At 67.9% G+C, this 15,065-nt stretch carries 11 protein-coding genes; 5 read left to right on the forward strand and 6 right to left on the reverse strand.

Features of this window, described 5'->3' with window-relative positions:
- Nucleotides 1–21: 21 nt before the first annotated feature.
- From folC to RTY46_RS04050, 5 genes are all read left to right on the forward strand, one after another.
- Nucleotides 22–1,293, forward strand: coding sequence for a bifunctional tetrahydrofolate synthase/dihydrofolate synthase (gene folC, locus RTY46_RS04030; protein WP_312706772.1), 1,272 nt, complete (start codon nucleotides 22–24; stop codon nucleotides 1,291–1,293).
- Nucleotides 1,294–1,372: 79 nt separating this feature from the next.
- Complete coding sequence (locus tag RTY46_RS04035; RefSeq protein WP_312706774.1) at nucleotides 1,373–2,404, forward strand: SPOR domain-containing protein; 1,032 nt, start codon at nucleotides 1,373–1,375, stop codon at nucleotides 2,402–2,404.
- A gap of 46 nt (nucleotides 2,405–2,450) precedes the next feature.
- The gene (locus tag RTY46_RS04040; RefSeq protein WP_312706775.1) at nucleotides 2,451–3,203 is read left to right on the forward strand and encodes a CvpA family protein; all 753 of its coding nucleotides are present in this window, start codon (nucleotides 2,451–2,453) and stop codon (nucleotides 3,201–3,203) included.
- Nucleotides 3,204–3,261: 58 nt separating this feature from the next.
- Entirely contained in the window at nucleotides 3,262–4,728 is a 1,467-nt protein-coding gene (gene purF / locus RTY46_RS04045) for an amidophosphoribosyltransferase (protein ID WP_108752299.1), read from the forward strand.
- A gap of 10 nt (nucleotides 4,729–4,738) precedes the next feature.
- Entirely contained in the window at nucleotides 4,739–5,563 is an 825-nt protein-coding gene (locus RTY46_RS04050; protein ID WP_312706812.1) for a ferritin-like domain-containing protein, read from the forward strand.
- Between the two features lie 125 nt (nucleotides 5,564–5,688).
- Here RTY46_RS04050 and RTY46_RS04055 read toward each other — a convergent pair whose 3' ends face one another.
- The 6 genes from RTY46_RS04055 to ppx all read right to left on the reverse strand — a co-directional run bounded on the left by RTY46_RS04055 (nucleotide 5,689) and on the right by ppx (nucleotide 14,775).
- The gene (locus RTY46_RS04055; protein ID WP_312706776.1) at nucleotides 5,689–7,155 is read right to left on the reverse strand and encodes a DUF2235 domain-containing protein; all 1,467 of its coding nucleotides are present in this window, start codon (nucleotides 7,153–7,155) and stop codon (nucleotides 5,689–5,691) included.
- 180 nt (nucleotides 7,156–7,335) lie between these two features.
- Nucleotides 7,336–8,073, reverse strand: coding sequence for a UDP-2,3-diacylglucosamine diphosphatase (gene lpxH / locus RTY46_RS04060; RefSeq protein WP_312706777.1), 738 nt, complete (start codon nucleotides 8,071–8,073; stop codon nucleotides 7,336–7,338).
- 83 nt (nucleotides 8,074–8,156) lie between these two features.
- Nucleotides 8,157–8,696 carry a phosphatase PAP2 family protein gene (locus tag RTY46_RS04065; RefSeq protein WP_312706778.1) on the reverse strand — a complete coding sequence of 180 codons (540 nt, stop codon included), beginning with the start codon at nucleotides 8,694–8,696 and terminating at the stop codon, nucleotides 8,157–8,159.
- A complete protein-coding gene (locus tag RTY46_RS04070; RefSeq protein ID WP_312706779.1) occupies nucleotides 8,677–9,822 on the reverse strand; it encodes a glycosyltransferase family 1 protein in 1,146 nt (381 codons plus the stop codon). The genes RTY46_RS04065 and RTY46_RS04070 overlap by 20 nt, the downstream gene beginning before the upstream one ends.
- A gap of 160 nt (nucleotides 9,823–9,982) precedes the next feature.
- Nucleotides 9,983–12,910 (reverse strand): TonB-dependent receptor, encoded by a 2,928-nt coding sequence (locus RTY46_RS04075; protein WP_312706780.1) that lies wholly within the window; start codon nucleotides 12,908–12,910, stop codon nucleotides 9,983–9,985.
- 338 nt (nucleotides 12,911–13,248) lie between these two features.
- Nucleotides 13,249–14,775, reverse strand: coding sequence for an exopolyphosphatase (ppx, locus tag RTY46_RS04080; RefSeq protein WP_312706781.1), 1,527 nt, complete (start codon nucleotides 14,773–14,775; stop codon nucleotides 13,249–13,251).
- Between the last annotated feature and the right edge of the window lie 290 nt (nucleotides 14,776–15,065).

Here is a 15,065-nt window from a genome sequence, read left to right on the forward strand (position 1 = left end):
GCTGCTGCTGGAACCCTTGCCGTGACGAACACCCCGACCACCCTGGCCGATTGGCTGGACTACATTGAACGCCAGCACCCGGCGAGCATCGACATGAGCCTGGAGCGCGTGCGCACCGTGGCCGCAGCGATGGGCCTGGGCGCACCGGCCGGGCGCACCATCGTGGTCGGTGGCACCAACGGCAAGGGTTCCACCGTCGCCTTCATCGAAGCCATCGCCCGGGCCGCCGGCTGGAAGGTCGGCGCCTACACCTCGCCGCATCTGCTGCGCTACAACGAGCGCGTGCGCATCGATGGCCAGGACGTGGACGATGCCGCGCTGGTGGCGGCGTTCAACGCGGTGGAAGCGGCACGCGGGCAGACCACGCTGACCTATTTCGAGTACGGCACGCTGGCCGCGCTGCACCTGTTCGCGGCGGCCGGGCTGGACCTGGCCGTGCTGGAAGTGGGGCTGGGCGGTCGCCTGGATGCAGTGAACATCGTTGACGCCGATGTATCGGTGATCACCACCGTGGATATCGACCATGCCGAATGGCTGGGCGAGGACCGCGAAGCGATCGGTGCCGAGAAGGCCGGCATCATCCGCGGCTGGAAGCCGGTGATCCTGGGCGAGACCGATCCGCCGTCCAGCGTGCTGGCCCGGGCCTATCTGCTGGGCGCCAATGCGATCCGCGGTGGCAGCGATTACTTCTATGAACCGATCGACGCGCAGCGCTGGCGCTGGCGCGATGTCGGTACCCGGCTGGAACTGCCGACTCCGGCCCTGGCCGGTCCGATCCAGCTGGCCAATGCCGGTGCGGCCATCGCTGCGCTGCGCGCGCTGGACAAGCCGGTGCCGCGTGCGGCGTGGGCCGAGGGCGTTGCCGCCGCGCGCATTGCCGGCCGCCTGCAGGCCTTCGAGCGCGATGGCGTGCAGATCCGCGTGGATGTGGGCCACAACCCGCAGGCTGCGGCGCAGCTGGCGCGTGCGCTGAACGCCGAAGTGGTGCCCGGCCGCACCCTGGCGGTGTACGCCGCGCTGCAGGACAAAGACGCGGTGAGCGTGGTGAACGCGCTGCAGGACGTGGTCGCGCAGTGGACCCTGGCCGGCCTGGACGGTGCCCGCGGGCAGAGCGCGCAGCAGCTGCAGGCGCGTCTGGCCGAGACCGCCGCGGCAGCGGCCACCCTGGCCGACAACGTCGAGCAGGCCCTGCAGCAGGTGCTGGCGCAGGCGCAGCGTGGCGATCGCGTGCTGGTCTTCGGTTCGTTCCACACCGCGGCACAGGCGCTGGCGTGGCTGCAGGCCTCGGCCTGACCCGCGTTCAGCCGCCGCCGACGCCGTTTCGCCCAGCACCCGTATAATCGACCCAACTTCCGCCTGTCGCCTGCCTCACGTGGATACACCCCTGAAACAGCGTTTGATTGGCGCCATCGTCCTGGTGGCCTTGGCCGTGATCTTCCTGCCGATGCTGGTCAAGGGGCCGGCCCCGGACAGCGGTGTGGCCAATGTGCCGATCACCGCGCCTGACGCGCCGGGCGATGGCCAGTTTGAAACCCGTGAACTGCCGTTGGTTGCCCCGGCAGGCGGCGCCACCGGTCTGCAGAGTGGCCAGGCCCGCCCCCTGGACGAAGCGGCCGCGCCTGCAGCGCCGCCGACCGTGGACACCTCGCCGGCAGTGGCTGCCGGCAACTACGCCGTCACGTTTGGCGCCTACGCCAGCCAGGCCGACGCCGATGCGGTGATCGCCTACCTGAAGCGCTCGCAGCTGCCGGGCTTCTCGGATACCACCACCATCAACGGCCGCGCTGCGTGGCGGGTGCGCGTGGGGCCGTATGCCGACCGCGCCCAGGCCGAGGCGGCCCGCCTGCAGGCGGTGAAGGTGCGTGCTGACGTGAAGGCCGAGGTGATCACGTTGGACGCAGCACCGGCTGCGGCCGTCGCTGCCAGTCCGGCCGCGCCCAGCGCCAGCACTCCGGTCGCCGCGCCGTCGCCGGCCGCCACGACCAACCCGGTGCGCAGCGAAGCCCTGCCAGCCGCCCCGGTGGCCGCCGCGCCGAAGCCGGAAGCGCCCAAGCCGGCCCCCAAGCCGGAAGCGCCGAAACCTGAAACCCCGAAGCCGCAGCCCAAGCCGGAGGGCACGGCGGCGGCCAAGCCAGCGCCGGCAACGCCCGCCGCGCCGGCGGCCAGCAGCGTCGGCTTCGCCGTGCAGCTGGGCGCCTTCGGCCAGGCCAGCGATGCCAACGCCCTGCGCGACAAGGTGCGTGCAGCCGGTTTCAGCGCTTTCGTTGAACAGGTGCGTACCGACAAGGGGACCCTGCACCGGGTGCGCGTGGGGCCGGTGGCCAACCGCGCCGACGCTGACCAGCTGAAGGCCCAGGTGGCCGCCAAGGTCGGCGTGGCCGGCATGGTGCGCCCGCACCCATGACCTGTCGGCAGCCCCGTTGCCAGCGCCGCCGAAGGAGCGGGGCGCCATGATCGACGTGGTGCTGCTGATCGTGATCGCCGCCTCCACCCTGTTGGGGTTGCTGCGCGGCTTCGTCAGCATCGTCATCGGCACGGTGTCGTGGCTGGTCGCCGCCTGGGCGGCCTTCGCCTTCGGCAATGATGCCGCGCGCTGGTGGGCCGCGCCGGCCGCACCCGGCGGCGAACATTTCGTCGGCGGCTACCTGGGCGTCGGCATCGGCGTGATGATCGTGGTGGCCGTGATCGGCATGGTCATCAAGCACATCGTCCACCGCAACATGCTGGGCAGCCTGGACCGCCTGCTGGGCGGGGTCCTGGGCGCGGTGCGTGGCGGTCTGATCGCCGCCATCCTGCTGCTGCTGGGCAGCTTCACCCCGCTGGCCGGCGAACGGTCGTGGCATGCCTCGGCCATCCGCCCGGTGCTGAACCCGGCCGTGGCCTGGATGAACAGCAAGCTGCCGCACTGGCAGGTGCCCGGCGCCGACCTGCTGCCCAAGGCCTTGCCGATGGACGCTATGTCCCCATCTGCGTTGATGGAACTGGGCAAGAGCGCTGGCGCCGATTTGGGCAAGCCGGGCGCGACAGGCGATAATGGCATCCTCAACCAGGTAGTGGCGGGCAGCGGATGGCTGCGGCCCGCGAAAGCGGAACAGGGCGAAGCATACGATCCGGCCGAAGTGCGCCCGGATGCCCCTGCACTGCCGGGCAACATCGAGCCGGACGATCCGGCCAACGTCGACCGCAGGCGCGGCGACCACTAAAGGCCAGGCACGGCCACCTTCCTTGTAACTGGGCACTGCCCAGCGGAGACCTCGCACCATGTGTGGCATCGTCGGAATCGTCGGCAACCAGAACGTCGCCGGGCAGTTGTATGACGGCTTGACCGTCCTCCAGCACCGTGGCCAGGACGCGGCAGGCATCGCCACCGCCAGCGGCAGCCGCCTGCGGGTGCAGAAGGCCACCGGGCTGGTGCGCGACGTGTTCGACGCGCGCACCATGTCCACCCTGGAAGGCAGCGTCGGCATCGCCCACGTGCGCTACCCGACCGCCGGCTCGGAAGGCATGGACGAGGCACAGCCGTTCTACGTCAATTCGCCCTACGGCATCGCCCTGGCCCACAACGGCAACCTGATCAACACCGAGGCGCTGCGCCAGCAGGTGTTCGAACAGGACCGCCGCAACGTCAACACCGATTCGGACAGCGAAGTGCTGCTGAACGTGTTCGCCTACGAACTGGAGCAGCAGCGCCAGCTGAGCCCGGAAGCGGCGATCCGCGCCGTGGCCGGCGTACACCGCCGCTGCAAGGGTGGCTATGCGGTGGTCAGCGTGGTGCTGGGCCTGGGCCTGGTCGCCTTCCGCGATCCGCATGGCATCCGTCCGCTGGTGCTGGGCAAGCGCAGCCACGCCGAAGGCGATGAATACATCGTGGCCTCCGAATCGGCGGCGCTGGACATCCTCGGCTTCCAGCGCGTGCGCGACGTGCAGCCCGGCGAAGCGCTGGTGATCACCGCGCGCGGCGAACTGTTCTCGGAAATCTGCGCCGAGCCGGCCGAACACACCCCGTGCATCTTCGAGTACGTGTACTTCGCCCGTCCCGATTCGATGATCGACAACGTGTCGGTGCACAAGGCGCGCATGCGCATGGGCATCAAGCTGGGCGAGAAGATCCTGCGCCTGCGCCCGGACCACGACATCGACACCATCATTCCGATTCCCGATACCTCGCGCGACGCCGCGCTGGAAATTTCCAACGTGCTGGGCGTGAAGTACCGCGAAGGCTTCATCAAGAACCGCTATGTCGGCCGCACGTTCATCATGCCGGGGCAGGGCGAGCGGGTGAAGTCGGTGCGCCGCAAGCTCAACCCGATCCACCTGGAATTCCGCAACCGCGTGGTGCTGCTGGTGGATGATTCCATCGTACGCGGCACCACCAGCCAGCAGATCGTGCAGATGGCGCGCGACGCCGGCGCCCGCAAGGTCTACCTGGCCAGCGCCGCACCGCCGGTACGTTTCCCGAACATCTACGGCATCGACATGCCGGCGGCCGAAGAGCTGGTGGCGCACAACCGCAGCGTGGAAGAGATCGAAGCGCACCTGGGCTGCGACTGGCTGATCTACCAGGACATCGAAGACATGGAAGCGGCGGTGCGCGAAGGTAACGCCGCACTGCAGAACTTCGATTCGTCGTGCTTCAACGGGCATTACCCCACCGGTATCGAGCCGGGCTATTTCGAGCGCATCCAGCAGTTGCGTTCGGACGATGCCAAGCACAAGCGCCGCGCCTGAGGCGCAGGCCGTGGGTGACGTGCCTGACATGGACGGTGACCTGCTGCGCGCTGCGCAGCAGTGTCTGGCCGAAGCCGATCCGCTGCGCAAGGTGGCACTGACCCAGGCGTACGCGGCGGCCTTCCGCGCCGGTCGCCTGAAGGTGCCGGCCGACGCCGCGCCGCCTGCATCGATCCGCATGCCCGGGCGACCGGCACACCTGCGCCTGGTGCATCCGCGCGAAGTGCCACGGCGTGGCCTGGGCGGCGTGGAAGGGCGTGCGGCCTTCATCCACGCCATCGCCCATATCGAACTGAACGCCATCGACCTGGCCTGGGATGCGGTCTACCGTTTCCGTGGCCTGCCCGCGGCCTTCCATGCCGATTGGGTGAGCTGCGCCGACGACGAGTCGCGTCATTTCCTGCTGCTGCGCGAGCGCCTGTTGGCGCATGGCCACGACTATGCTGATTTCCCCGCGCACAACGGGTTGTGGGAAATGTGCGAAAAGACCGCGCATGACGGCCTGGCACGCATGGCCCTGGTGCCGCGCGTACTGGAAGCGCGTGGCCTGGATGTCACCCCGGGCATGATCGAAAAGCTGCGCAATGTCGGCGACGGTGCAACGGCCGATGTGCTGGAGGTGATCCTGCGCGAGGAAGTGGCCCACGTGGCGGCCGGTTCGCGCTGGTACCGCTGGTATTGCGACCGCGCTGGCATCGAGCCGCGTGCGCGCTTCAAGGAACTGCTGCACGAGTATGCCGGTGGTTACCTGCACGGGCCGTTCAACCTGGAAGCGCGGCTGCTGGCCGGCTTCGATGAGGATGAGCTGGCCAACCTGGTGGAACAGGCCGGCTGAGCCGCGTTGCAGGGGTTATCCACGCCCTGCGTGGATGGCCGCGCGTTGATGCGCTGTGCCCAGCAAGCTTGGCACCTACCAGAAGCGGGTTGGCGCAGTAGATCCACGCCATGCGTGGATGCGCCTCACGCGTTGGGCAACACCACCCGCCGCCCGTCCACCGTCGGCCGGTTGATGTAGAACAGGCCCGGCCCGGGGCGGTATGGCAGCTCGCTTACCCCTGCATCAGCGGCATACGTGAGCGCGGTATCGCCCAGTGCATCAAAATTCCAGTGTGCCGACTGCATCAGGTAACGACGGCGCAGCAGTGCTTCCTGGGTGGGGGTCAAGGCTTGCCCGGCCAGCAGCCTGCGGGCGATCGGCTGCAGCGCCGCGGGCAGTTCCCAGCCTTCCACCTGTGCGGCGTCGGCGCTCCACTGCACCCCGGCCTGCGCGGCGTGCTGTTGCATCACCTGCAGCGCGATCAACTGGTAACGCCAGTCGATGCGCCGCCGCAACACCACCGCCGCGGTCACATGCAGCACCGGCGCCATCACCACGCTGCGGCTGCCGGCCCGACGCTGCTGCTGCCACTGGTGCCACACATCCACCCACACTTCCTGTTCGGTTGCCCCGAGCTGCTGGCGCCAGCGTTCGGCATCAGCCTGCGCTTCGGCGTAGACCGTCGTGGCCTGCAGCATGGCCAGTGCAGGTGTCTGGTAATCATCCACCGGCGCACGGCGAAGAGGTTGGCGGCGTGGCCTGCCCAGCAGCTTCGGGCCTTCCTCGCGCTGGTCGTAACCACCGCCGATGTTGGCATGCACGCCTGGCAGCGCGATTTCCTCGTGCGACGGGGCCACGGTGGTCAAGGCGTAGTGCTGGCGGTGCTCATCGCGCGCGCTCAGCTGCACCACGCGCTCGGCAATCCCGGGGGGCAATGCAATGCGCGGCTGTTCGTCGGCACGTCGGCCGCTGACCGCCACGACCGTGTCGAACAGGCCGATGAAGCGCAGCGCCGGGCGCGGCAAGGCGAAGTCGTCGCTGCAGCGCAGGCCGGCACCCTGCAGGCGCAGGCGCCACTGGCCGGCATCCCAGCCGCGCAGCTGGTTGGCCAGGTCGCGCGCGGCGGCCGCGCCACGTGAGTAGCCAAACAGGTCGACCTGCACCGACTGCAGCGGCTGCTGCCAATGCGCCGCCAGGGCCGAAAGTGCGCCCGTCAGCAGTTCCTGCAGCGCGCGCTGCACCTTGGCCCGCACGCCGCTGGCGCCGATGCCGAAGGCCAGGCCGATCAGGTCATCCTCGGCATCGTCGCGGGTGCCGACGCCTTCCACGTAGATCGCCAGCGAGGGTTGGGCCAGCGGCGCGCGGCGGCTGTCCGGGTACAGCCGGTGCAGGCGCGCGATGTTGGTGGTGCCGTTGTCGTAGCTGCTGGTCAGCCGGCTCTGGTAGGTCGAATCATCGTCTGCGCGCAGCAAAGCGGGACGGGGTTGCACCGGCTGTGCTCTGCCGCGCGCCAGGTTGTGCGCATTGTTGCGGGTGCCATCGAAGAACAGGCCGATGCGCAACACGCCAGGAGTACCGTGGATGTCTGCGAGGTGCTGTGCTGCGGCCATGTGCATCCCCTGTCGTGGCACAGACACGGTAGCGCGAAAGGCGGCCCTTTGGCGCGTTTGGTCGCATCTGGCCCGAATGGCCCGCTACGCTCGATACCGGACTGCAGCATCACCTGCGCAGCGTGTGGCCGGCGATGTTGGACAGGCAGCCGCGCCGGTGAGGCGCGGCCGCACCCCCTGTCAGAGGGAATCCAGGCGCCAGCCGCCAGCGTCCACGCGCAGCACCGAGCCCTGTTCGTACCAGTCGCCCAGCACGATGCGGGTACACGCGCGGCCACCGGCCTGGATGCTGTGGATGGCCGGGCGGTGGGTATGCCCGTGGATCATCGTATCCACACCGTGGCGTACGAAGGTGGCATCCACCTCGGCCGGGGCGACATCGGTCACCGTTTCGAACTGTGCGCGGTCGCCGTGCTTCATTTCCGACTGGCGTGCCTGGCTGGCATCGCGTGCTTTCTGCGCGAAGGCAATGCGTGCGGCCAGCGGCTGCGCCAGGAACTGCGCCTGGAACACCGGATCGCGGGTCTGCGCGCGGAACTGCTGGTAGGGAATGTCATCGGTGCACAGCAGGTCGCCGTGCTGCAGCATGACCGCGCGGCCGTACAGATCGATCACGCAGGGGTCGGGCAGGATGCGCAGTCCGGCGCGGCGCGCATAGTCCTCGCCCAACAGGAAATCGCGGTTGCCACGGATGAAGTAGACCGGCACACCGCTGTCGACAAGCGTCTTCAGCGCGTCGGCCACGGCATCGGCCACCGGCGACGGGGTGTCATCGCCGATCCAGGCTTCGAACAGATCGCCGAGGATGTACAGCGCATCGGCGCCAGGCACTTCCTCACGCAGGAAGCGCAGGAACAGGTCGGTGATGGCTGGACGGCTGGGGTCCAGATGCAGATCGGAAATGAACAGCGTGGTCATGCGGTCATTCTAGGGCATCATCCGCCGGGCATGGCCCGGCGCTACCGCTGGCGCGGCGCGATGGCCGGCGGATCAGCCGCCGATTACACCGGCAGCGGCAGCCAGCTCAGGCTGGCCCACGCCAGCAGCGTGGCGATGCCGGTCGCGGCCAGCACGTCGCTGGGGTAATGCAGGCCCAGCACCACCCGCGACAGGCCCACGCCCAGGGTGAAGGGCACCAGCAGCGGCGCCAGCCACGGGTAGTACGCCAGCGCCACGATGGTGAAAGACACCGCGTGCAGGGTGTGCCCGGACGGGAAGCTGAACTCGTCCAGCGGCGCGACCCAGGCACGGATGCGCAGGTCGGCCGCATAGGGGCGCGGGCGACGGGTCCAGCGCTTCAGGCCCTTGTACAGCAGCAGTGCGGCCAGCCCGGTGGCGGCCATGTGCACCGACGCACGCAGGCCGTCGAAGCCATCGACCAGCACCAGCGCGCCCATCAACACGTACCAGAACACGCCGTCGCCCAGGCGGCTGATGAGTGAGAACAGGCGGCGCACCCGGCGGCGCCGGCAGTAGTGGTTGGCCCGCCGGCACAGCCGTGCTTCGCGCCCGGCCAGTCCTTCAAGCGGCGTGGTGCGCATGTCCGCTCCTCCGTGCCAGGGCCAGCTCGGCCAGCAGCGTTTCGAATTCGGCCACCACCTGCTGCGGGTGCAGGCGCTTCATGGCGCGGGCCGCGTTGTCACCCAGCTCGCGGCGCAGCGCATCGTTGCTGGCCAGCTGCACGGCCGCGTCCACGAACTGTGTGTCGTCATCCACGGCCGCGCCGTTCTCGCCGTGGCGCAGGTACTCGCGGGCGGCGCCATAGTCGAAGGCCACCGTGGCCAGGCCGCTGGCCATGCTTTCCAGGGTCACGTTGCCGAACGTCTCGCTGCGGCTGGGGAACAGGAACAGATCGCCGCTGGCGAAATGGCGGGCCAGGGCGTCGCCGCGCTGGATGCCGCAGAAGATGAAATCGGGGTTGTCGTGGGCCAGCTTGTCGCGTGCCGGGCCGTCACCCACGAAGACGAAGCGCGCCTTCGGCCGTACCTGCTGCAGACGGCGGAACGCCTTCACTGCCAGCCCCAGATTCTTCTCTGCGGCAATGCGGCCGACGTAAAGGGCAACCAGCCCGTTGCCGTCCACGCCCCATTCCTCGCGCAACGCGGGATCGCGGCGGCTCGGGTCGAACTGCTGGCTGTCCACCGCGCGCGCCAGCAGGCGCACGCGCTCGAATCCCTGGTCGCCGAGGAACTGCTGCAGCTCGCGGGTCGGCACCAGAGTGGCGTCGGCCTGGTTGTGGAAGCGTCGCATCCAGCGCATGGCCGCCGACTGCAGCCACGCCACGCCATAGTCGGGCAGGTATTCGTCGAAGCGGGTGTGGAAGCCGGTAGCAACGGGAATGCCGAGCCGCCGCGCGGTGCGCAGCGCCGACCAGCCCAGCGGGCCTTCGGTGGCGATGTAGATTGCGTCGGGGCGGTGCTGCTGCCAGTGGCGTCCCAGGCGGATCGGTGCGGGCAGGCCGAAGCGCAGGCCGGGGTAGCGGGGCAGGGCGGCGCCCGGCACCAGCAGGGTGCCCGGCGCCGCTTCCAGCGCTTCACTGGCCTGTCGTGGGCGGATCAGATCGACCTCATGGCCGGCGGCGCGCAGTCCCTGCTCCAGGCTTTGCACGGTCAGTGCAACGCCGTTGACCTCCGGCGGATAGGTCTCGGTGACGATGGCATGGCGCATGGCGGGCCTCCGGTTTTCCGGCATGCTCGGCGCTGGCGATGTAGCCGTTGTGACCGTAATGCGACCGTCCGATGACGGTGTCCAGGCCTGCCGGACGCAGAAAAAAACCACGGCCCCGAAGGGCCGTGGTCGTGTCACTTTACTGCGGCAACGCGCGGGATCAGAAGCGCTGCTGGTACTTCAGGTAAACGAAGCGACCGATGTCGTAGCCACCGTAGTAGGAGAACACCGAGTTCGGCTTGGTGTACATGTTCGGGCCGTACTTCTCGAACACGTTGTTGGCACCGACGGCCACGGTTGCATCCCACGGCAGGTTGTAGCGGAACTGCACGTCGTGGAAGGTCACCGAACCACGCTCGTTGTAGTTGCGCGAACCGGAGAACCACGGTGCACGCACGCCCGGATCGGAACATTCATCCGGATGCGTGACCGCGTTCAGGCAGGTCTCCTTCACACCGGAGTAGTAGCGGGCGGTCCAGCTGACACCAAAGTCGCCCTTGTCCCAGCCCACCGTCAGGTTGGAACGTACGCGGAAGCCGTTGGTGGTGTTGGTGGCGATACCGTTGACCGGGGTCGGCACCACGGTCGGATCGTTGGTGGAACGGAAGATGTTCGAGCTGACGTAGGTGGTCGACCACTGGGTGCTGAAGGTGCCCAGCGCGTCGGTGTCCAGACGGTGGGTCAGCTCCATGTCGTAACCTTCGGTTTCCAGGAAACCGGCGTTACGGTTGCCGTAGGTCAGCTTGTTGACGATGCCCAGCGACGGGTCGCGGGTGAACTGCGTGCAGCGCGAATCGATGCCCTGCTCGTAGCAGTCGATCAGGATCTGGTTCGGGCTGTCGGCCACGATGGTGTTGTCGATGCGGATCTTCCACCAGTCCAGCGAAACGTTGAAGTTCTGGATGAAGTTCGGGCTCCACACCAGGCCCAGGGTCTTGCTCGTGGAGGTTTCCGGCTGCAGCAGCGGGTTGGAGCCGTTGGTGAACGGCACCGGGGTCTGGTCGGTGCTGCTGGTGATCGGCACGTTGCCCTGCTTCAGCTGACGGTAGGTGTCGGCGTTGGCGATGTCGCGGGCGCAGCGCGCGCGCACGGCGGCACTGTCCTTGGACGGGCCGTAGACGGTGTCGCAGGGATCGGCGTAGCCGGTGGTGAAGGTTTCCGAACCGCCGCCGTACAGGTCGTTGATGGTCGGGGCGCGGAAGCCTTCAGCCCAGGTGCCACGCACCATCAGCTGTTCGATCGGGCGCCACTTGAAGCCGAACTTGCTGTTCAGCGTGTTGCCGAAGGTGTCGTAGTCCGAGAAGCGCGTGGCGGCGTTCAGGGTCAGCTCCTGCGCGCCCGGCAGGCCGGCCAGGATCGGCGCGTTCAACTCCAGGTAGGCTTCCTTCACCTTGTAGCCGCCACCGGTCGGGCCGGCGGCCAGGTTGGTGGTGGCACCGGTCTGGGCCAGCGCATCGGGGATGAATTCGCCGGTTTCCTTGCGGTGTTCCACACCGAAGGCAAAGCCCAGATCGCCGCCCGGCAGGGTCACGATGCTGCCGGCGATGGTGGCGAAGAAGTTCTTGCCGACGGTCTTGCCGGAAGAATCCTCGGCCGGCATCAGGTAGTCGATCAGGGCCTGGTTGCCGGTCAGGCCGTACGGGTTCACCACACCGGCCGCGACCAGCGGGTTCCAGACCATGCAGTTGGCGATCGGCGCGGTGGCGCTGCCACACTCGACCTTGCCGGTGGTGGCGTTGTAGTACGACGGGCCCACCGCGTTCTTCACGCGTTCCTTGTGCAGGTTGCCGGTGGCGTGCTGGCGCAGCTCGTTCTTGTTGTACTGGTAGCCCACTTCCCAGTCGAAGTAGCGCTCGCCGATGTTGAAGGTACCGTCGAAGGCGGCCACGGCGCGATAGGTCTTCAGTTCACTGTCGCTGACGCGCGGCACTTCCCAGGTGCGGTGGTTCCAGGCCACCGCGGTCGGGGTGGCATAGCCGTTCTTGCGACCGAACGGGTTGAAGTAGCTGTCGATCGACATCGAACCGATGCCGGCGGTGGACGACTGCAGCGGATAGCCGGCGATCTGGCGGCTCGACTCGCGCTTGTTGTAGCCCAGCTGGGTGCTGAAGTGCACGTTGTCGGTGATGTTCAGGCGGCCATCGACGAACACCGAATCACGCTTCAGCGGGTAGTTCAGGTGCATCTGTTCGTTGGTGTTGCTGACATCGCCATCCGGTGCACTGGCATTGGTCAGGTGGTAGTTGGCCGGGTTCAGCGGGTCGGCGCCGCGGTTCAGCGAATAGCTGCAGGTGCCGTTGTTGGGCGCGGTGCAGCCCGGGCCGCGCAGGCCGGTGATCTGGCCCCACTGGCTGACCGTGGTCCACGCCTCGGTCGGGTGGCGGGCGGTGTTGCCGAAGGCGCTGAAGTCGCGGTCCTTGGCCCACACGGCCTTTTCTTCGGAATGTTCGGCCGACAGCGTGATGGAGCCATGGTCGTTGGCCCAACCGGCCACCACGTCGAAGCGGTCGCGTGCACCGTCGCCCTGGCTGTACTGGCCGTGGTAGACGTTGGCGGTCACGCCGGTGGCGTTGTGGCGGGTGATGATGTTGACCACGCCGGCCATGGCGTCCGAACCATAGATGGCCGAGGCGCCGTCCTTCAGCACTTCAATGCGCTCCACCGCCGACACCGGCAGGCTCGACACGTCCTGGTAACCGGACGTGCTAATGCCCAGGCGCTTGCCGTTCACCAGCACCAGGGTGCGCTGGGCGCCCAGGTTGCGCATGTCGATGTAGGTGCCGCCCGCGTTTTCACCGGCGCTCAGCACGTTGGCGCGGCTGATGGCCGGGCTGCCCATGGCGGTGACGTTCTGCAGGATGTCGGCCACCGAGCTGAAGCCCTGGCGTTCGATGTCCTTGCGCGAGATCGCCAGCACCGGGTTGGCGTTTTCCACGTCGACCTGGCGGATGCGTGAGCCGGTGATCTCGATGCGATCGAGGGTGGTGGGGGCGCCGTCCTGGGCCAGTGCAGGCAGCGCAATGGTTGCGGTGCCGACGATCAGGGCATGGCGGATCGCCTGGCCCAGCACGGTGGAGCGTGAAGTCATCGAGTCTCTCTCTCTCGTTGAGGCTGCAGATGCAGGCCAAAAGGGCCTGCGAAAGCCGGTGTCGCCTGTCAGGACTGAGCCGGTGACTTCGATTTATTCTCGTTCGTTAACCATCTGTAAAGGGGGTGTTACGAAATGTGTCGATTTTTGTCGCCTTGAGATCACGAAAATTTAATGAAAGCAAGGGCTTAGGGTCATGCAGACCGGCACGACACAGGTCCTGACAAGAAAGCTGAATCCGCATTCAGCTTGAAGTTTGCGCAAAACACAGACGAGAACGGCCCGTTGCCGGGCCGCTTTCGGAGGCTTTCGGAGGCCGGCGCGGAGCCGGCTTGGGGTCACACCACGAAGGGGCGGAACTGCAGGCCGAGCCCGGCCAGGCCTTCGGTTTCGCCGATCAGATCCGCACGCAGCAGCGGCCGGGCATCGATGAAGGCCTGCGGCACGATCAACGAGAGGCGATTGTCGTCGGCGGTCAGTTCCAGTGCCGGCGGCGGCACGTCTTCGTGGGCACGGTTGAGCAGTACGGCCAGCCGCAGCAGTGCGGTCAACCGGCGTGCCGTCAGCAGCAGGCGCTCGGGCAGAGCATCGAAGGCGGACTTGCCGACGTTGCGCCGATGGCTGCGTACCAGTGCCGCCAGCATCTGCTGTTCCTGCCGCGAGAAGCCGGCAATGTCGGAATTTTCCAGCACGTAGCTGCCGTGCACGTGGTAGCCGCTGTGGGCGATCATCAGCCCCAGCTCATGCAGGCGCGCGGCCCAGCCGAGCATGCGCGCATCATCGGCATCCAGCTTCCAGCGCTCCTGCACCTGTTCCAGCAGCCCCAGGGCGGTGTCCTGCACGCGGTCGGCCTGGGCGGTATCAATGCCGTAGCGCTGGGTCAGCGCAGCTACCGATTCGTCGCGTGGGTCGTTCTCGCCGGCGCGGCCGACGATGTCGTACAGGATGCCTTCGCGCATGGCGGCCTTGCTGACCAGCAGCTTCTGCAGGCCCAGCGCCTGGAACGCCGCCTCCAGCACCAGGATGCCGCCGGCGATGATCGGCCGTCGGTCGCTGGACAGGCCGGGCAGCACGATGTCGTCGATCTTCTTGGCCTTCAGCAGCTCATCGCGCAGCTGTGGCAGGGCTTCGGCGGTGATCGCGCCCTTGCTCAGCTTCATGCTGGCGCAGATCTCGCTGATCGCCTTGTGCGTGCCCGAGGATCCGAGTGCCTCGTGCCAGCCCAGCACGCGGTATTTGCTGGCAAAGGGCTGGAACTCGCGACCGATCTCGGCCAGTGCGTCCTTCCAGCGCTTGCGGCTGAGCTTGCCGCCGGGGAAGAAGCGGCGCGTGCTGGCAATGCAACCGGCCTGCAGGCTCTCGCGTTCCAGGGTCTGCATGCCCTGGCCGATGATGAACTCGGTGGAGCCACCGCCGATGTCGATCACCAGGCGGCGCTGGTCGGCCTTGGGCGGCTGGGCATGGGCCACGCCCAGGTAGATCAGGCGGGCTTCTTCGCGGCCGCTCACCACTTCAATGGCGTGCCCCAGCGCGGTTTCGGCCGGCATCAGGAACGCCTGCGGCGATCGCAGCTGGCGCACGGTGTTGGTGGCCAGGGCGCGCACGCGGTGCGGGGGCACGTTGCGGATGCGCTGGCCGAAGCGGGCCAGGCATTCCAGCGCGCGCTGGCGGGCGGCGGCGGACAGGCCGCCCTTGCCGTCCAGGCCATCGGCCATGCGTACCGTTTCGCGCAGGCGGTCGATTACCCGCAACTGGCCAAGCGTGTAGCGCGCGATGACCATATGGAAGCTGTTGGAGCCAAGGTCGATGGCGGCCAGCAGGTCGCCATCCTGCAATGCGGGCGGAGTCGTGGTGGTATGCGGCATGGGCGAATGTTAGCCGAAGGGGCGGTGTGCTCGTCACCGCGCGGCCTTCACATTTTGCAGGGGGCGTGCGGCAGGGCTGCGCCCTGCACCTGCCGGATCAATGTCAACGTCAACGTCAAAGGCGGGCTGTCCGTGGGATGGCGGGGTGGGTCCGGTTGCGGGGGACGGCGTAAATACGTCCATGTAGCCTCGATCGCGCCATCCATGGCGCTCACGCCCCCGCAACCGGACCCACCCCGCCTTCGACAGTTCCCGCGGTCTGTCGGAACGGCACGGGGTCAGATCCCGGT

The organism is Stenotrophomonas sp. (assembly GCF_032056425.1).
Classification (GTDB): domain Bacteria; phylum Pseudomonadota; class Gammaproteobacteria; order Xanthomonadales; family Xanthomonadaceae; genus Stenotrophomonas.

Coding starts and splice junctions, on each gene's coding strand:
- RTY46_RS04040 (WP_312706775.1), top strand. CDS start 2,451: ATGATCGACGTGGTGCTGCTGATCGTGATCGCCGCCTCCACCCTGTTG.
- purF (WP_108752299.1), top strand. CDS start 3,262: ATGTGTGGCATCGTCGGAATCGTCGGCAACCAGAACGTCGCCGGGCAG.
- RTY46_RS04055 (WP_312706776.1), bottom strand. CDS start 7,155: ATGGCCGCAGCACAGCACCTCGCAGACATCCACGGTACTCCTGGCGTG.
- lpxH (WP_312706777.1), bottom strand. CDS start 8,073: ATGACCACGCTGTTCATTTCCGATCTGCATCTGGACCCCAGCCGTCCA.
- RTY46_RS04065 (WP_312706778.1), bottom strand. CDS start 8,696: ATGCGCACCACGCCGCTTGAAGGACTGGCCGGGCGCGAAGCACGGCTG.
- RTY46_RS04070 (WP_312706779.1), bottom strand. CDS start 9,822: ATGCGCCATGCCATCGTCACCGAGACCTATCCGCCGGAGGTCAACGGC.
- RTY46_RS04075 (WP_312706780.1), bottom strand. CDS start 12,910: ATGACTTCACGCTCCACCGTGCTGGGCCAGGCGATCCGCCATGCCCTG.
- ppx (WP_312706781.1), bottom strand. CDS start 14,775: ATGCCGCATACCACCACGACTCCGCCCGCATTGCAGGATGGCGACCTG.